General features: G+C 61.8%; 17 protein-coding genes. 8 read left to right on the top strand and 9 right to left on the bottom strand.

The annotated features are described in order from the left end of the window. Positions 1-259: 259 nt before the first annotated feature. Positions 260-1564 carry an ammonium transporter gene (locus GOB87_RS02830; protein WP_166313026.1) on the top strand — a complete coding sequence of 435 codons (1305 nt, stop codon included), beginning with the start codon at positions 260-262 and terminating at the stop codon, positions 1562-1564. 99 nt (positions 1565-1663) lie between these two features. Here the strand turns inward: GOB87_RS02830 and GOB87_RS02825 are convergent, their stop codons facing one another. Further along, the gene (locus tag GOB87_RS02825; protein WP_264806498.1) at positions 1664-3007 is read right to left on the bottom strand and encodes an NAD(P)/FAD-dependent oxidoreductase; all 1344 of its coding nucleotides are present in this window, start codon (positions 3005-3007) and stop codon (positions 1664-1666) included. A gap of 168 nt (positions 3008-3175) precedes the next feature. On the opposite strand from GOB87_RS02825, the gene GOB87_RS02820 reads away from it, so the two are divergent. Both GOB87_RS02820 and GOB87_RS02815 read left to right on the top strand, forming a co-directional pair. After that, positions 3176-4051 carry a 4-(cytidine 5'-diphospho)-2-C-methyl-D-erythritol kinase gene (locus GOB87_RS02820; protein WP_166313025.1) on the top strand — a complete coding sequence of 292 codons (876 nt, stop codon included), beginning with the start codon at positions 3176-3178 and terminating at the stop codon, positions 4049-4051. A 177-nt stretch (positions 4052-4228) separates the two neighbouring features. Continuing rightward, complete coding sequence (locus GOB87_RS02815; RefSeq protein WP_166313024.1) at positions 4229-4687, top strand: hypothetical protein; 459 nt, start codon at positions 4229-4231, stop codon at positions 4685-4687. Between the two features lie 103 nt (positions 4688-4790). On the opposite strand, the gene GOB87_RS02810 is transcribed toward GOB87_RS02815, so the two are convergent. The 5 genes from GOB87_RS02810 to GOB87_RS02790 form a co-directional block, all read right to left on the bottom strand. Beyond that, positions 4791-6182, bottom strand: a complete 1392-nt coding sequence (locus GOB87_RS02810) for an NAD-dependent succinate-semialdehyde dehydrogenase (RefSeq protein ID WP_166313023.1) — start codon at positions 6180-6182, stop codon at positions 4791-4793. A gap of 76 nt (positions 6183-6258) precedes the next feature. Beyond that, complete coding sequence (locus GOB87_RS02805; protein ID WP_166313022.1) at positions 6259-7416, bottom strand: iron-containing alcohol dehydrogenase; 1158 nt, start codon at positions 7414-7416, stop codon at positions 6259-6261. 96 nt (positions 7417-7512) lie between these two features. Then, positions 7513-8106 (bottom strand): TetR/AcrR family transcriptional regulator, encoded by a 594-nt coding sequence (locus GOB87_RS02800; RefSeq protein WP_166313021.1) that lies wholly within the window; start codon positions 8104-8106, stop codon positions 7513-7515. Between the two features lie 146 nt (positions 8107-8252). Then, a complete protein-coding gene (locus tag GOB87_RS02795; RefSeq protein ID WP_166313020.1) occupies positions 8253-9830 on the bottom strand; it encodes a trypsin-like peptidase domain-containing protein in 1578 nt (525 codons plus the stop codon). Positions 9831-10010: 180 nt separating this feature from the next. Further along, entirely contained in the window at positions 10011-10496 is a 486-nt protein-coding gene (locus GOB87_RS02790; RefSeq protein WP_242006125.1) for a nucleoside deaminase, read from the bottom strand. A 251-nt stretch (positions 10497-10747) separates the two neighbouring features. Between GOB87_RS02790 and GOB87_RS02785 the strand changes: the two genes are divergently transcribed. The 5 genes from GOB87_RS02785 to GOB87_RS02765 all read left to right on the top strand — a co-directional run bounded on the left by GOB87_RS02785 (position 10748) and on the right by GOB87_RS02765 (position 13638). Then, positions 10748-10891: a hypothetical protein gene (locus GOB87_RS02785; RefSeq protein WP_166313019.1), complete on the top strand. Its 144-nt coding sequence runs from the start codon at positions 10748-10750 to the stop codon at positions 10889-10891. Positions 10892-10953: 62 nt separating this feature from the next. Further along, complete coding sequence (locus tag GOB87_RS02780; protein ID WP_166313018.1) at positions 10954-11712, top strand: gamma-glutamyl-gamma-aminobutyrate hydrolase family protein; 759 nt, start codon at positions 10954-10956, stop codon at positions 11710-11712. Then, positions 11709-12476 (top strand): pseudouridine synthase, encoded by a 768-nt coding sequence (locus tag GOB87_RS02775; RefSeq protein ID WP_166313017.1) that lies wholly within the window; start codon positions 11709-11711, stop codon positions 12474-12476. The genes GOB87_RS02780 and GOB87_RS02775 overlap by 4 nt, the downstream gene beginning before the upstream one ends. Continuing rightward, positions 12476-13030 carry a 16S rRNA (guanine(966)-N(2))-methyltransferase RsmD gene (gene rsmD / locus GOB87_RS02770; RefSeq protein ID WP_166313016.1) on the top strand — a complete coding sequence of 185 codons (555 nt, stop codon included), beginning with the start codon at positions 12476-12478 and terminating at the stop codon, positions 13028-13030. Before GOB87_RS02775 ends, rsmD begins: the two co-directional genes overlap by 1 nt. Further along, positions 13030-13638 carry an IMPACT family protein gene (locus GOB87_RS02765; RefSeq protein ID WP_166313056.1) on the top strand — a complete coding sequence of 203 codons (609 nt, stop codon included), beginning with the start codon at positions 13030-13032 and terminating at the stop codon, positions 13636-13638. The genes rsmD and GOB87_RS02765 overlap by 1 nt, the downstream gene beginning before the upstream one ends. A 12-nt stretch (positions 13639-13650) precedes the next feature. Here GOB87_RS02765 and GOB87_RS02760 read toward each other — a convergent pair whose 3' ends face one another. From GOB87_RS02760 to GOB87_RS02750, 3 genes are read right to left on the bottom strand one after another with little or no spacing between them, the layout of a single operon-like run. Further along, positions 13651-14589, bottom strand: coding sequence for an ABC transporter permease (locus GOB87_RS02760; RefSeq protein ID WP_166313015.1), 939 nt, complete (start codon positions 14587-14589; stop codon positions 13651-13653). Further along, entirely contained in the window at positions 14586-15656 is a 1071-nt protein-coding gene (locus GOB87_RS02755; protein WP_166313014.1) for an ABC transporter permease, read from the bottom strand. Before GOB87_RS02755 ends, GOB87_RS02760 begins: the two co-directional genes overlap by 4 nt. After that, a complete protein-coding gene (locus tag GOB87_RS02750; RefSeq protein WP_166313055.1) occupies positions 15653-17197 on the bottom strand; it encodes an ABC transporter ATP-binding protein in 1545 nt (514 codons plus the stop codon). The genes GOB87_RS02755 and GOB87_RS02750 overlap by 4 nt, the downstream gene beginning before the upstream one ends. Positions 17198-17217 lie beyond the last annotated feature (20 nt).

Here is a 17217-nt window from a genome sequence, read left to right as displayed (position 1 = left end):
ACATCATCAGTGCCCAGAACCTCTTTTTTACATATTCGTACGCGCATTTTATTGCGATATCGGAATATTATGGGCATGATGAAACAGTATCCCGCTTTCCGGCGGGACTCCTGCCGCATCCAATCTGCGGTTCGTTCTTTCCAGTTGCCTGCGCTTCTTCAGATGCAGGCCCCCACGAGGAGAAACTGCGCCCGGAGGGGCTGAGCCACCTACGGGCACCACGTCTCACCCCTTCCAGATACAGGATCACAGACGAATCATGCCCTTACGATACCTCCTGCTCTTCCTGTCCTGCTCTTTTCTTCTCGTCCCACCCGCTTTTGCCGCCGATGCGGAGCCAGCCTTCAACACTGGTGACATGGCGTGGATTCTCGCCTCCACCGTCTTCGTCTTCTTCATGCTTTTTCCGGGAATCTGCCTGTTCTACGGCGGCATGATCCGCAAGAAGAACGTGCTGAGCATGTGCATGCAGGGAATCACCGCAGGTTCGATCATCAGCCTCATCTGGTTCATCTGCGGTTACAGCCTGATCTTTACAGGCAACACACCGTTCATCGGTAGTCTCGACAAGGCCTTCATGAACGGCGTCACCCTGACATCCTTCCTTCCCGCCATTCCAAACCTGCCTGAAGTGACGTTCGCCATGTTCGAACTGACCTTCATCGCCATCACGCCCGTCATCGTTCTGGGTGGCACCGTGGAGCGCTTCAAATTCTCCACAGCCATGGTCTTCATGGCGTTGTGGGCCATCCTGATCTACTGCCCGGTCGGTCACATGGCATGGGGACCGGACGGTTTTCTCGCCTCCACCGGCGCGCTGGATTTTGCCGGCGGTCTGGTCGTGCACGTCACAAGCGGTTCCTCCGCCTTGATCGCCGCGATTATGCTGGGACGCCGCAAGGCCGACGGCGTGAACAGTCTGGCCCCGCACAACATGGTGCTTACCGTTCTTGGCGGCTGCCTGCTCTGGGGCGGCTGGTTCGGCTTCAACGGCGGTTCCGCCCTCGGCGCGAATGCGACAGCGGCCATGGCTCTTCTCAATAGCCAGATCGCGGCAAGTTCTGCTCTTGTGGCGTGGGTTCTGGCCGAGTGGAAACTGCATGGCAAACCCAGCATGCTGGGCGCAATCTCAGGTGCTCTGGCCGGGCTGGTCGTTATCACGCCGGGCTGCGGTTTCGTCACCCCCATGGGAGCGATGATCATGGGTATCCTCGGCGGCCTGGTCTGCCTGTGGGCCGTCAACTGGCCCAAGCACCGCTTCGGTTATGACGACGCGCTGGACGTGTGGGGCATCCACGGCATCGGTGGCGGTCTTGGTGCCGTGCTGACAGGCGTGTTTGCCTCCTCCTCCATCGGCGGCGAAGGCAAGGATGGTCTTCTGTACGGCAACTGGAAGCAGGTGCTCGTGCAAAGTCAGGACACCATTCTTGTGGCCGTCTACACGATGGCGATGACAGCCCTTCTGCTTTTCATTCTCGACAAGACCATGGGCCTGCGTGTCGATCCTGCCGTCGAACTCGAAGGTCTCGACCTTGCCGAACACGGCGAGACCATCCACACCTGACCCCGACGTAATGGCTGCGCCAACCCGCGCGGTCATTGCTATCATCCATAAAAAACCGGCCATAACAGGCCGGTTTTTTATCTCACACCTGAACAGCACTCACACATTCAGAGCATCGCGCACACGATACCACTGCTCGAAAAACGGTACCGTCATGGGCGCCACTGCCTGAAAAGGATGTGACGGGAACCGCAATCCGGTGAACTCCGAGAAGCCTTCCGCCTTTCCCATGACCTGCAACGCAATCTTGCGACCGAACCACGTCGAACGGGACACACCCGTACCACAATACCCCATCGCATAATGCAACCCATCGGGCGTACGCCCCAAATGCGGAAACTCATCGAATGTGTAACCGATCCGCCCGGACCATCCGTGGCTCACCGCCACATCGGCAATATGTGGAAAAACCTTGAGCAGATCGCGCGCCAGATGCGCATAGGCCCGAGGCTCCTCCTGCCCCGCATTGCGGCCCACACGCCCTCCCCAGACAATGCGCGGCTCATCGGGCGCTGTGCGAAAATAGGAAAACACGCGCGCCGAATTGCCGCAAACACGCCCTGACGGAAAAAGCGCCTTCAATCGCTCAGCTTCCATCGGCGCCGTCGCGATAAGGGCCGATGTCACAGGTACGATGCGCTTGCGGCAAAAGGCGTCGAATCCCTGTCGATATCCGTTGGTGGCGATGATGACATCCCGCGCCCACAGATTACCGCGTCCGGTCTGCACAAGAAAACCGCCCGGTTCGACCACAATGTCCGACACTGGCGCATGCGCGGCAATGCATGCGCCAGCCTGTATGACACGAGCGGACAACCCGGCGTGGTAGCGCCCCGGATGAAGAGCGGCATCCTGCGGAAGCACGGACCCACCGAAGAAGAAATCGGTAGCGATCTCCGTATGCTGCTCAGCCTTGGGCACCATGAACGACTCCACGCCGGCGTGACGACGCAGATCCTCCATGTCACGCGCCATGGCTTCGTAATGCTCCGGCCGCACCGCGCCGCGAAAACGACCGCACCGGGCAAAGAAACAGTCGATCTTCTCATCGCGCACAAGCGCATCGATATGATCGAGCATCGCCACGCCCTCACGCAGCATGGCCTCGGCCTTTTTCACCCCCATCATGTCGATGAGCGTTTGCACCCGGAATTTCTGGTTGCCCGATCCCACCTGACCGCCATTGCGCGTGGACGCCCCGAAACCCGGACGCGCCGCCTCCAGCACAACCACGGACCGCCCTGCGCGCGCCAGCGTCAAGGCCGCCGAAAGACCGGTGAAGCCCGAGCCGACAATGGCCACATCCACCCTTTCGGGCAAAAGCTCCTGAAAGCCAACATCGGCTGGCAGCGCCCGCCACCAGTAAGGTGTCATAGTGAGCGTGGAGACGTCACCCCGCGCCAGATCCGCCAACGTGGTCAGGGATTGCGATACATCCGGCACCCTAGTTTCTCCTGAATGCTTATTTCCCCACAGTAAAATAAGTTTCCAACTGTGTCTCGCCTAAATCCGTCCCTCCCGTATGCAAGACGGCCCGCTCACCTCGCCCCACGGATCAAGCTGCGCTAAACCCTCCCAAGCTTTCGTCCCACCAACCACCGGACAGTCCCCGTGAGCCTCACCGAAACCGCGCACGCCAAGATCAACCTCTACCTGCATGTCACGGGGAAGCGCCCGGACGGGTATCATCTGCTCGACAGTCTCGCCGTCTTCTCGGATGCCGCCGATCGCCTGACTTATGAAGCGTCCGACGCTCCTCTCAACCTGACCCTGGCCGGTCCCTTCGGAGACAAACTGGCCTCGGAAGCTTCCGACGACAATCTTGTAATGCGTGCCGCACGGCTGCTGGCCGATGGAACGGACGCCCGCCTGCGAGGACGACTGGTTCTGGAGAAAAACCTTCCCGTGGCCTCCGGCATTGGCGGCGGTTCGGCGGACGCTGCCGCCACATTGCGGCTTCTGGACCGGGCGTGGAACCTGAACACGTCCCGCGCGCGCCTTCTCGATCTCGCGGAAAAACTCGGTGCCGATGTCCCCGTCTGCCTCGTGCAACGCGCCACCCGTATGCGCGGTATCGGCGAACAGCTCGACCCGGCACCCGACCTTCCCCCCTGCGGCCTGCTGCTGGTCAACAGTGGTGACGCCGTCTCCACGCCTGCCGTGTTCAAGGCCCGGAATGCAGCGTTTTCGCCCGATGCCACGCTGCCCGACTCATGGCCCGATGTCGCCACCATGGCGCACGATCTCGCGCGGCTGAGCAACGACCTTGAACCCCCAGCGCGCGCCCTGTGCCCGAATATCAGCCTTGTGCTCGATACGATTGCCGCTCTTCCCGGCTGCCGTCTGGCCCGTATGAGCGGCTCGGGAGCGACCTGCTTCGGACTGTTCGACACAGCGCAGGCCGCGCAGAAAGCAGCGGAAATCCTGCACAAGCACGCCGGTCAGTGGTGGATTCACGCAGGCTCCCTGCTGCAAACTGCACTCTGAGAGATTTTCCTCGACACGCGAACGTGACGGAGCAGGTATCCGGCTGGCACACATCGTCACACGCCACCCCTCCCCTTGGATGGCGAGCGTGCCTATAGTTGCGAAAGAAGGGCTCAAGCGCACCGTTCCTGTTCGCCAGATCCTTCCGTCACAGGCTGTCGCAGGAGAACATATCGCATGACCAGGACGCCGGAGGCCAAGGACACGACCGCACAGACGGCCGAGACCACCAAGAAGCCCAGCACTCAGGCCGATCCTCACATCCATCTTGCTCCCTGTGGAGATGGCTCGCATGCCATGCTCACGCTTGAGATCGGTCGCAAGAAAATGGAAGTGGAACTTGATCAGGGAAAGATCACCGACCTGATCGTGGCACTCGGCGCCATGCGGCAGATGATGGGCGGCAACACCACCTCTTCCATTGAAGGCGCGAGCTTCACGCCCGTGCGGCACACAAGCTGGGCACTACAACTCGATCCCGAAGCGCAGGGATCAATCCTCGCCTTCCAGCACCCGGCCTTCGGTCCCATCGGTCTTGCCCTGACCGACACTGACGCCGCACGTCTGAGCAAGGGGTTGGAACTCCACCGCACGCTCAATGCCACGACCATGAAGGCCTCCGGCCCTCTCAACTGATCCACGCAAAACGACCGCACCCTCCTATTCAGAAACAGACAGAAGGGTGCGGCCATCTTCAGGTTGGAGGACGCAGAATGTCCTCCAACCCGAGCGCACAGGCTCAGAACGGCGCGTCGATATCGACGATGTTGATGAGCTTGTGGTTGACGAACTCCTTGATGCCCAGACCGATCAACTCGCGGCCATAACCAGAGCGGGCAATGCCACCGAACGGCAGATCCGCCTTGGGGGACAGCGGGTGGTTGATGAACACCATGCCCGTGCGGATCGCGTTGGCCACACGGGTACCGCGCACCTCGTCTTTCGTGAACACGGACCCACCGAGACCATAAGGCGAATCATTGGCGATGCGGATCGCGTCCGCCTCGTCCTTCGCACGATAGATCTGCGTGACAGGGCCGAAGAACTCCCAATGACGGGCCGGGTTGTTCGCATCCAGATTGGACATCAGCAGAGGCTGGAAAAAGGCGCCCGTCTCGGGAACCGGTGCGCCGATAACCTCGACCTTCGCGCCAAGATCCATGGCCCGTGTCACCTGATCGCGCAGATCGTCCACGGCCGCCTGCGAGGACAGCGGCGCCAGCGTCGTGGTCGGGTCCATCGGATCGCCCGCCTTCAGCGCGGCAACGCCTTCCTTATAGAGCGCAAGGAAACGGTCGTAGACAGCATCAGCGACAATCAGACGCTTGGCCGAGACGCACACCTGTCCCGCGTTCCAGTGACGCCCGATGACCGCCCAGCCTGCGGCCTTCTCCACATCGGCATCGTCCAGCACGATGAGCGCGTCCGCGCCACCGAGTTCCATGGTCGCCTTCTTGAGCGCCTTGCCCGCGATGCCGGCAATGACCGTGCCCGCACCTTCCGACCCTGTCAGCGCGATACCGCAGACGCGGGGATCGTTCAGGATCATGGCCGTGTGCGGACGCGCCGCATACAGGTTGCGGAACAGCCCTTTCGGCAGGCCGGCCTCTTCCATCAGGCCGTCAAAAGCGGCCGCGCACTGGGGCAGGTTCGATGCATGCTTGAGAAGCACAGCATTACCGGCCGAAAGCTGCGGCGCGAGGATGCGCACCACCTGATAGAACGGGAAGTTCCAGGGCTCGATCGCCAGAACGATGCCAAGCGGTTCATGCACAAGAACAGCCTGCCCCTCTGCCGGATCGGCCACTTCAAGCGGCTCGGGCTTGAGCAGTTCTTCGGCATTCTTGGCGTAATATTCGAAGATCTCGGCGGAAAGGATGACTTCCTTGCGTGACTCCTCGTACAGCTTGCCCATCTCCAGCGTGCCGAGACGGGCATATTTGTCGATGTCACGACGCAGAATGGTGGCCGCCGCATTCATGACCTTCGCGCGCTCGGCAAAAGACGTGTCGCGCCAGACCTCAAAGGCCGCGTGCGCTTCATTCAGCGCGGTTTGAACCTCAGCGTCGGTCGCATCGGCAAAAGTGGCGACCACTTCATTGGTGTAGGGATTTGTCGTAGCGTAAGCCATTGAATCCTCGTTCGTATTTTATATCGGCACTCGCGGGACACAGATCTGACTGTGCCCCCAAAAGAGCAGGTGAAAATCAGGCAGCGGTTTCCAGAATCCGGCGGCTCACTTCCAGCGTGACTTCGCCGTGTTCGCCCAGCGCGGTCATGTCATGCGCTTCCAGAAGCTTAAGAATATCCGTGATGCCATCGGGGCCGATGTCATAGGCCGACAGGCGCGTCGGCACGCCGAGACCTTCAAAGAAGCCCTCGGTCTTGCGAATGACCGCATCGATACGCTCGTCTTCGGAGCCTTCCGTCAGGCCCCACACGCGCTCGGCATACTGGAGCAGCTTGGCGCGCTTTGCCTCGCGGCAGACCTTCAGGAGCGCGGGGAACACGATGGCCAGCGTACGGGCGTGATCGATATGATACTTCGCCGTGATTTCATGACCGATCATGTGGGTGGTCCAATCGTGCGGCACGCCCGCGCCAATCAGTCCATTCAGCGCAAGGGTGGCCACCCACATGAGGTTGGAGCGCAGGTCATAATCCTCGGGGGCAGCGATAATCCGCGGCCCGATCTCAAGCAGACTCGACAGAAGTCCTTCCGAGAACCGGTCCTGCGCCATGCCGTCCACCGGATGCGTCATGTACTGCTCCATGACATGCACGAAGGAATCCACCACACCGTTGATGACCTGCTTCATCGGCAGGCTCATGGTCCGCATCGGATCGAGAACGGAAAAGCGTGGATAAACCAGCGGGTTTGAGAACAGCAGCTTGTCACCCGTGGACTGACGCGAAATCACGCTCAGACAGTTCATCTCGGAGCCGGTAGCGGGCAATGTGACGACTGTACCAAGCGGGAGCGCCTTCTTTGCCGCCTCACCCTTGCTGGTGAGAATATCCCACGGCTCGCCTTCGAACGGCAAGGCGGCCGCGACAAACTTGGTGCCGTCCATGACCGAACCACCGCCGACGGCCAGAAGGAAGTCGAGCTTCTCTTCACGCACCATCGCGACCGCTTTCATGAGGGTCTCGTAGGTCGGGTTCGCCTCGATGCCGCCGAACTCCCGAAAGGTGCGGCTACCCAGTGCCGCACGCACCTCATTGAGAGTGCCGCTGCGCTCAGCACTGGCGCCGCCATACAGCACCAGCACGCGGGCCTGCGGCGACAACTGTTCGTCCAGTTTCGCGATCATCCCTTTTCCGAAAATGATCCGGGTAGGATTGTAGAATTCAAAATTCAGCATTTTTTCATCCATTAGACCGGTCTATTAGATTAGACCGGTCAACTATTTAAATTCACCAGAAAGCCCGAGAAAGCTCCCTCCGAACTCCAGTTGAACTCAGATTTCCAGAAGGCGCTTCGTGGCCAGCCACGCCTGATCGAAAGGCAGGGAACTGTGGGTGATCTTCATCATCAGCGTGGTGCCAAGCCAGAGCTGATACACCGAGGCCGCCAGAATATCGGGCTCCATCGGACTGCCGACCGAACCTTCCTTCTGACCCGTACCGATCAACTTGCCCAACCGCTCGATGACGGTGGCTGTGCCCATTTCAAGAATGGACCGCATCCGCTCCGAAAGATCCGAGACTTCAGCCGCCAGTTTGACAATCAGGCATTTGTCCCCGACCTGCCCATCCAGTTGGGTGTCGCGCCAGAACCGGTAGTAGCGCGCAATCCGATCAGCCGCATTCCCTTCGGATTTGAAGAGAATGTCATCGAGCTTCTCCACGTATTCCTCGACATATATCCGGAGAAGTTCTTCACCGAAGGCCTCTTTGGATTCGAAGTAGTGATAGAAGGAGCCTTTCGGAATCCCGGCCACTTCCAGAATCTGTGAAATCCCGACAGCCGAAAAACCGCGCTGTCCCACAAGCGGCCATGCCGCCTTTAGGATATGCTGCCGGGCAGCGCGATGTTTCTCTGCGACTTTCATGAGTGTCTGTATATGAGCGGACAGAGACCGCGTCCAGAGGAAAATTAGACCAGTCGTCTATTTTCTTTCCAGCGCCGGTCGCATCCACAATTCATGACGGCTGCGGACAAGGCCGCCGCTTCACACGGCGGCCTTTTAATCCGGGCTTACTGATCGTCGTCATCGTCTCCCGGCGCGGCTGGTCCGGCATCGTTGGAGCCGTCCAGCGACACCGCCACAAACAGCGACTGTCCATCACGCAGAATGCGCAGCAGCACGGCATGACGGGCCTTGAGCGCCGCACTGACAGCCGAAACCGTAGCAGATGGTGTTTCCACCGCCTGATCGCCCACCGCCTGAATCACGTCACCCGGACGCAGACCGGCCTGATCGGCGGGAGAGCCGGGCTGGATGTCGGAGACGACCACACCATGCACGGAGCGATCGAGACCGAGCTGCTGGCGCACATCCCCCGTCAGAGGCGAGAGCGAGATGCCAAGCTTCTGTCCCTGCCCGCTCATGGAGGCATTGGCTCCACTGCCACCCGTGGCACCGGACTGACTGACGATATGCACCTTCAGATCTTTCGACACACCACCACGCAGCACGGTCACGGCCACATCCGTTCCCGGCACGATGGACGCCACCTTCACCGCCAGATGATGGGGCGTGTCCACCGGCTTGCCATCCAGCTTGACGATCACATCGCCCGTCTTGATCCCGCCCTTATCCGCCGGGCTGTCAGGCGTGACGCTGGCCACCAGCGCACCGGCCGGTGGCGCACCGGGACTGGTGGGCTTGATCCCGAGCGCGCTGGCCATGGACTGCGAGATGACCTGCGCCTCGACGCCCAGATAACCGCGCGTCACATGACCGGTTTTGCGCAACTGCGTGACGACGGTTTGAACGATGTCGGAAGGAATGGCGAAGCCAATGCCGATCGAACCACCCGAAGGCGAGAAGATGGCTGTGTTCACGCCGATCACCTTACCGTCCTGTGTAATCAGCGGACCGCCCGAGTTGCCACGGTTGATAGGCGCATCGACCTGAAAGAAGTTGTCATAGGGACCATCGCCAATATCGCGCCCCAGAGCGGAGACGATGCCCGCCGTGACCGTGCCACCCAGTCCAAAGGGATTTCCTACGGCAATCACCCACTCACCCGGCTGCACACCGTCGGATTCTCCAAGCTGCACGAAGGGCAGAGGATGACTGGAGGTGAGCTTGAGCAGTGCGATATCGGTCTTGGGATCGCGCCCGACCACACGGGCCTGCAATGTCGTGCCGTCATCCAGCGTCGCCGTCACTTTCGTCGCGCCCTTGACAACGTGGTTGTTCGTCACCGCGTAGCCATCGGCCGAAATGATGAAACCCGAACCACGCGCCTCCACCGTCTGGCGCTGCTGGGGCATCATCTGAAACGGAAAGGGAAAGGGGAAAGGCGACTGCTGCATGCCGTCTCCGCCCTCGATCGCGTCCGCCTTGATCATGGCCGTGATCGACACCACCGCAGGTTTGACCTGCTTCACCAGACTCACAAAGTCGGGGATCGTGCGGTTGGGGGTGACGGGCTGAATGGCGCCCGGTGCATCGGCGTGCGCCTGCGAAACGCCCGGTGCATCGGCGTGCGCCTGCGAAACGACCGGAACGATTCCGGATGAAGCCAAGGCAAAAATGCCCAGAGCGGCGAGAGCCCGACGGGTGGAGATACGGGACGTGCGGATCGACAGATTCTCTACTGGCATGTGTATTCCGATGATCCTCCTTGCAGCGACCGCCCACGCGGCCCGTCAAGGACATGAGGACAAACGGTGGCAACGACAAGAAGACGCCGCTCCTCCGTGACACACTACAGTGTACGGCCTTGTTGAACGGATGTCATACGCCGATATTAAACCTCTGTCAGAAAACGACATTCCAGAGGCTCACCTCTCTGTTTTCCGCTCACGTAACTTGCGAAAAAACTGCCGCAACACACGCGCAGTCTCCCGCTCGCGCACGCCTCCGACAATCTCGGGCCGATGTAAGCAGGCAGGTTGCTCCACAACCCGGGGGCCATGGACAATGCCGCCACCTTTCGGATCGTACGCGCCGAACACAACCCGCCCCACACGGAAATGCACCGCCGCCGCCGCGCACATCGGGCAGGGTTCCAACGTGACCACCAGCGTACAGCCCATAAGGCGGGATGAACCAAGCCGCCGTGCCGCCGCCCTCAACACAAGCATTTCCGCATGGGCAGACGCATCATGAGCGCCCTCCACCTCGTTGCCCGCCTGCGCCAGAATCTGCCCCGCACCATCGAGCACTACGGCCCCCACCGGCACCTCGCCCCGCTCGGCCGCTTTGCGTGCCTGTGCAAGCGCGATGTCCATGGCCGTGCAGGCCACCAGACCGCCCGGATTCTTCATGGGGAAACGCTGCGAGGGAAAGAAAACGTCATATCCGAGGTGATAGGAGGCCAAGAGAAGAAGGACAATCGACATAAAAGACCACTTTTTCGGCCTACAAAGCGTGTCTGCCCCATTTTTGCCTTGAATTGCCGAGCGCTCTCCCTCACTCTCGTTACAGAGTTGATACGCAACGTGAGAAAAGGTTCTAGCCGGGCCGATTCCACACCGCGTGAGGCTTTCGGGTCCATCGACCGAGGGAGGGTGACGTCATGCAGAGTCTGACACTGGTACTGGCCGCAGCAGCGCTCGGGCTGGCCTTCGCAGCGTCTGAACGCGTCGGCATGACGGACTCTTCTCCGCATCAGCATGGTCATCATCATGCCGCCGAATGGAAAGTGGCCGCGGCCCAGTAATACCCGTTTAACACCCGCGCCAGCCCTATGCCGGAAGAGCCGTGTGTTCTATGGGAAGCGCGATGCCGCACCCCGCTTCCCTTCCCCTGATTGGCGTGACGTCGGACCATGAATCCGGCGGCCCCGGACAGTATTCCGCGTTCCCGTGGTACGCTCTGCGTGCCAACTATATGGGAGCGGTCATCAAGGCCGGTGGCCTGCCGGTAGCGCTCCCACACGCCCCCTGTCTTGCCGATGAAATGATCGCGCGGCTGGATGGCCTGATCGTGACCGGTGGAGCGTTCGACATTGACCCGTCGCTCTACGGCGCACAACGGGATGCCTCGACCACCACACTCAAACCCAGCCGCACAGCTTCCGAACTTGCACTTTTGAATGCCGCGCGTGCGCGCGATCTTCCGGTGCTGGGAATATGTGGCGGAATGCAGCTTCTGGCCGCAGCACTCGGCGGCACACTCATTCAGGACATCGCGACCGAGCGCCCCGACGCCCTGCCCCACGAACAGCCCAACCCACGCGATCAGGCGGGACATATCGTGACCCTCACACCCGATACGCTGCTGGGCCGGATCGTGGGGAGAGCGTCCATGGCGGTCAATTCCTCGCACCATCAGGCCGTGCGCGATCCGGGACGCGCCGTTGTATCGGCACGGGCCGAAGACGGCATTATCGAAGCCATAGAAGACCCCCACGCCCGGTTTTGCGTGGGAGTACAATGGCACCCGGAATTTCTCATCGACCCGGGTGACCGGGCGCTGCTGGCCGCTTTCGTGGCGGCGGCAATCCACAACAGAACCACAGTGTCGGGAGACGGTGTATGACAGACGAGCAGACAAACGAACGCGGCGAACGCATCGCCAAATGGCTGGCCCGCAGCGGTGTTGCCAGCCGCCGCGACATCGAACGCATGATCGGTGAGCATCGCATCAAGCTGAACGGCAAGACCGTGGATCATCCCGCCACCTTCGTGACGGACACGGACGTGGTCATGGTGAACGGCAAGGTCGTGGAAGGCCCTGAGCGGACCCGCCTGTGGCGCTATCACAAGCCCGATGGACTGGTGACGACGCACCGTGATCCGGAAGGACGCCCCACGGTGTTCGACTCCCTGCCCGAAGACATGCCGCGCGTGATCAGTGTCGGGCGTCTGGACATCAACAGCGAGGGGCTGCTGCTGCTCACCAATGACGGCGCGCTCGCCCGCAGGCTCGAACTGCCCACCAATGGCTGGCTGCGCCGTTACCGGGTGCGCGTGTTTGGAGTGGTGGATGAGCGCCGTCTGGCCGATCTGGCCAAAGGCTGCGTGATCGAAGGCGTGCGCTACGGCTCCATCGAGGCCGCGCTCGACTCCCGCAAGGGCGACAATGCGTGGCTCACCGTCTCGCTACGTGAAGGCAAGAACCGCGAGGTCCGCCGTGTCATGGCCGCCCTCAACCTGCATGTCAGCCGCCTTCTGCGCACGTCCTACGGTCCTTTTCAGCTTGGGGAACTGCAACCCGGCGAACTGGAAGAAGTGCAGGCGCGCGTCATCCGCTCCCACATTCCGCGTGACGCGGAGGGGGAGCGCGGCCGAAAGCCCCGCTGATGCGGATCATCGCGGGCGCACGGCGCGGTCGGACACTCATCGCGCCACCGGGCAACACCACGCGCCCCACCTCCGACCGCGTGCGTCAGGCTCTGTTCGATATGCTGCTGCACGCACCATGGGGCGGACGGGATGCGCTCGAAGACGCGCATGTGCTGGATGGTTTCGCGGGCACCGGCGCGCTGGGGCTGGAAGCCCTCTCGCGCGGGGCGGCCTTTTGCAGTTTCTTCGAGACCGACCGCGCTGCCCTTGCCGCCCTACGCGCCAACATCACAGACTGCCGGATGAAGGACAGCACGCGTGTTCTGCCCGGAAGCGTCCTCCGCCCGCCCAAGGCCTCGCATCCCTGCTCGCTGGTTTTTCTTGATCCGCCCTATGGTCACGCCCTTCCTGCTCAGGCACTGGCGGCCTTGACCCCGGCAGGCTGGATCGCACCGCAGGCACTGATCGTCACCGAGACGGGGCGTGAGGAAGAGCAACCCGTGGCGGATGTGGACATCCTTGCCGAACGCACACACGGCGCCGCGCGGTTGTGGATCTGGCGCGCCCCCTGATGGTCGAGACGCTGACAGGACCAGCGGAATTCGAAAAAGACATCCGCAAGAGCCTCTTTCTCGCCCGCGCCATGCCGGTGAACACGGAAGAGGCCGCGAAAGCCTTCATCGCGGAGGTTTCCGTGCCGGACGCCACGCATAACTGCTGGGCATGGAAGATCGGCCCGCGCTATCGCAGCGATGACGCGGGCGAACCGGGGGGCACCGCCGGACGCCCCATCCTGCAGGTGATCGAGGCACAGGGGCTGGACCGGGTGGCCGTGGTGGTGACGCGCTGGTTCGGCGGCGTGAAACTCGGTGCCGGTGGGCTTGTCCGGGCCTATGGCGGAACGGCGGCAGAATGCCTGCGTCTGGCCGAACGCACGGAACTGATCGAACGCGCGCGCCTGACTTTCCACTGCGCCTTCAGCGATCTGGCGCTTGTCACCTCCCGCCTTCCGGGCTTGGGCGCGTTGGTGGAAAGCGAAGAGTTCGATGCCACCGGCGCAACCTTCATTGTGGCCGTGCCAGTGGCCACCCTCGATCCGGTCATCACGGCGCTGGCCGATCTGACGAGCGGGCGCAGCGTGGCGAAAGTGGTGATGGAAGAGGAGCCGTCGGAAGACTGATCCCCCGTCAGCCTATCTCTCGCTCCGATCGTACGGCACACCAAGCGCTGCAGGAGCGGCCATGAGACGGCGCATTTTCTTCCACAGCACCACAGGCACAATGATGAACGCCAACGTGCCGAGATAGGGCAGCATGTTCAGCACCGGAGCCGCGATCGGCCAGTTCTGGGCCTGTCCAAGATAACCGATGGCGCTGACAAGACCGAACAAAAGCCCGGCACCCGCGGCATTGAACGGCCGCCATCCGGCAAAGATGACAAGCGCCACGGCAATCCAGCCACGCCCTGAGACCATTCCTTCCGACCAACTCGGTGTCACCGCCAGACTGAGATAAGCCCCCGCTCCACCCGCCAGCGCCGCGCCGATCACGACATAGAGAAAACGAAACTTCGTCACCGGAATGCCCACCGCATCCGCCGCCGCAGGGTTTTCACCCACGGCGCGCAGATTCAACCCATGGCGCGTGTGAAACAGCATCCACTGGCAGACCGCAGGCAACAGCACATAGATGGGAATGACCAGCAGGTTCTGTCCGAAAAATGCCGGTCCAATCACAGGAATATCCCGCAGCACAGGAATGGCCACCGGCGCGAAAGTCGCGGCCACCGGCATGCCCGCCACCGAATGTCCGATGGTCGCGGAAAGCCCCAGTCCCAGAAACGTCATGGCCAGCCCGCAAAGAATCTGACTGGCCCGCATGATGACGGTCGCCAGAGCAAAGACAGCCCCTCCAGCGCTCCCCACGGCCATCGCCGCAAGCAATCCCAACCACGGGTTGACGGTCTTCATGTCCACTAACACGGCCGTGGCCGCGCCCAGCGCCATCAGTCCCTCCACACCCAGATCGACCACACCCACACGTTCGGCCAGAACCTCGCCCTGCGCCGCCAGCGCCAGCACGCCTCCGGCCAGAACCGCCGTGGACAACAGGCCCGTCAGCAACACGATCATGAGGACACTCCGGGCGCAGAACGCCGCACAGGTTCCGCCACAACAGGCCGGTAATGCGCCAGTTCATCGGCAATGGCGACCAGAAGCAGAACCAGTCCAGTGATGGCCAGAACGGCCGTGGCCGCAAGTTGCTGCGTCTGCAACACGATGCCCGCATCAAGGATGAGCGCCATCAGAAAAGCCGCCGGAATCACCGCAAGGCAGGACCGGCGCGCCAGCACCGCCACGACAATGCCAAGATAGCCGAAATTGTCCGACATGCCGCCCTGAAGCCGGTGTACCGTTCCCGCCACTTCGAACATGCCAGCCAGAGCCGCCAGCGCGCCCGACAGCAGCATGACGGCCACGATGCGGGCCCGCGTGGGCATACCCGCATACCGCGCGGCACCGGGATTGGCGCCACTAACACGCACCTCATACCCCCAACTCGTGCGGCTCATCAGCAGCGAGAGACCACAGGCCACCAGGATCGCCACCGGAAAACCCCAGTGCACCACGCCCCAGATTTCCGGAACGGCCACAGGCAGCCGCTCGGTGGAAACCAGCGCCCCCGTCACCCGGTCGCGCCATGGCCCCGTGGTCAGCCAGTACGTCAGCAACTCCGCCACAAAGTTGAGCAGCAGCGTGGTGATGATCTCGTTCACGCCCGCAAAGGCCCGTGCCAGCGTCGGCACGGCAATCCACGCCATGCCGCACACCATGGCCACAACCGCCATCAAGGGCAGGATCACCACCGCAGGTCCATGAACGAACAGTCCCACCGCCGCAGCGCCAATGGCTCCAAGATAAAACTGTCCCTCACCGCCGATGTTCCACAAACCGATCCGGCTGGTCACTGTCACGGCACTTCCCGTGAGCACCAGCGGAGCCATGAACAGGGCGAGATCTTCCAGCCCGAACCGTGAACCGAGAGTGGAGCGCGCCACCAATGCGGCCAATTCCCCTACATTACGCCCCGACAGCGCAAGCAGCAGGGCGACAATACCCATCGCCACAACAAAGGCCAGCGCACGCCAGACCAACACATATCCGGCAGTGGCCGTGGAGAAACGCTGGAACCGCATCATTGCGCTCCCCTCTCTTCCGTCCGGCCACCCATCATAAGCCCCAGCCGCTCCACATCCGCCTGCGCCGCATCGAGCACACCCATGATCCGCCCATGAAAGAGAACCCCAATCCGATCCGACAGGTTGAGAAGTTCCTCGAGATCCTCGGAAACAATGACAAGCGCACGGCCTTCGTCGCGCAACTGCGCGAAATACCGATGCAGCGTGGCAATCGCGCCAATATCCAGCCCCCGGCTGGGATAGGCCGCCACAAGCACCTTTGAGGCGATCCGCATCTCACGCCGCGCCACCAGACGCTGCTGGTTTCCACCGGAAAGATTACGCACAGGCATGGAATAATCAGGGATTTTCACCCCGGCTACGGTCGCAATATCCTGTGCAAGCCGCAACGCCGCGCCTGCGTGATAAAGCCCGTTTCCACCGATGGGCGCGCGATCGTATTCGCGCAGCGCCATGTTGTCGGTCACACCAAGCGAAGGGACAAGCGCGCTCTGCAGACGGTCTTGCGGAATATGCCCCACGCCCGCCCGCGCCACGGCGACGGCATCCGCAGGCAACGCCTTGCCCTCCAGCAGCACGTCCCCGCGATCCGGAGCGCGCAATCCCGTGAGCAGTTCAGTCAATTCCCGCTGGCCGCTCCCCGCCACACCAGCAACACCGAAAATCTCCTCGCCCATCAGATCGAGCGACACATCCGAGAGCGTTTCCACACCGCGTCCATCACGCACGCTGACATGCCGCAAACTCATCACCGGCTTCGCACTACGCGGCACGGCATCGGGCGCCCGGACACGCAGATCCTGCCGCACGATCTCACGCCCCACCATCGTGGCCGCCAGCATCTGCGGCGAACAGTCCTTCGTCGCCCATGTTCCAACATTGCGCCCGCCACGAAGTATGGTGACGCGATCGGACGCTTCCATCACCTCATCGAGCTTGTGGGTGATGATGATGACGGCATTTCCCTCCGCCCGAAAGGCACGCAAGGCGCGGAAGAGATCGTTTGCCTCGGCCGGGGTGAGCACGGCCGTCGGCTCGTCAAGGATCAGCAATCGGGCCTTGCGCGCCAGCACCCGCACGATTTCCACGCGCTGCTGTTCGCCGGCCGAAAGATCCTCCACGCGGGCGGCAGGATCGAGAGGCATCCCAAAACGCTCACCCAGTTCACGGGTGTGAGCCTCCAGAACACCCGCTGGGATATGACGCGGCGTGTCGCTCCAGCCAAGATGAATGTTTTCGGCAACAGTAAAGGCCGAGACCAGTCGGAAATGCTGATGCACCATGCCGATCCCGGCGCGGATCGCTTCCTGTGGGCTGGAAAACGCCACGCCATAACCGTCAAGAATCATCTCGCCACCGTCCGGCTGATAGATCCCGGTGACAATGTTCATGAGGGTGGATTTACCCGCGCCATTCTCCCCCAAAAGGGCGTGGATCTCGCCTGAGCGAATGGTGAGCGACACATCCTCATTGGCCGCAACGCCGGGGAAATACTTGCATATTCCGACAAGTTGCAGAACAGGCGGCGTGCCTGACCGCATTACGGGCGGATGCTGGCCCG

It is taken from the genome of Acetobacter estunensis (assembly GCF_011516945.1).
GTDB lineage: Bacteria > Pseudomonadota > Alphaproteobacteria > Acetobacterales > Acetobacteraceae > Acetobacter > Acetobacter estunensis.
The sequence above is the reverse complement of the archived record's forward strand: the minus strand, read 5'-3'. Positions and strand labels throughout refer to the sequence as shown.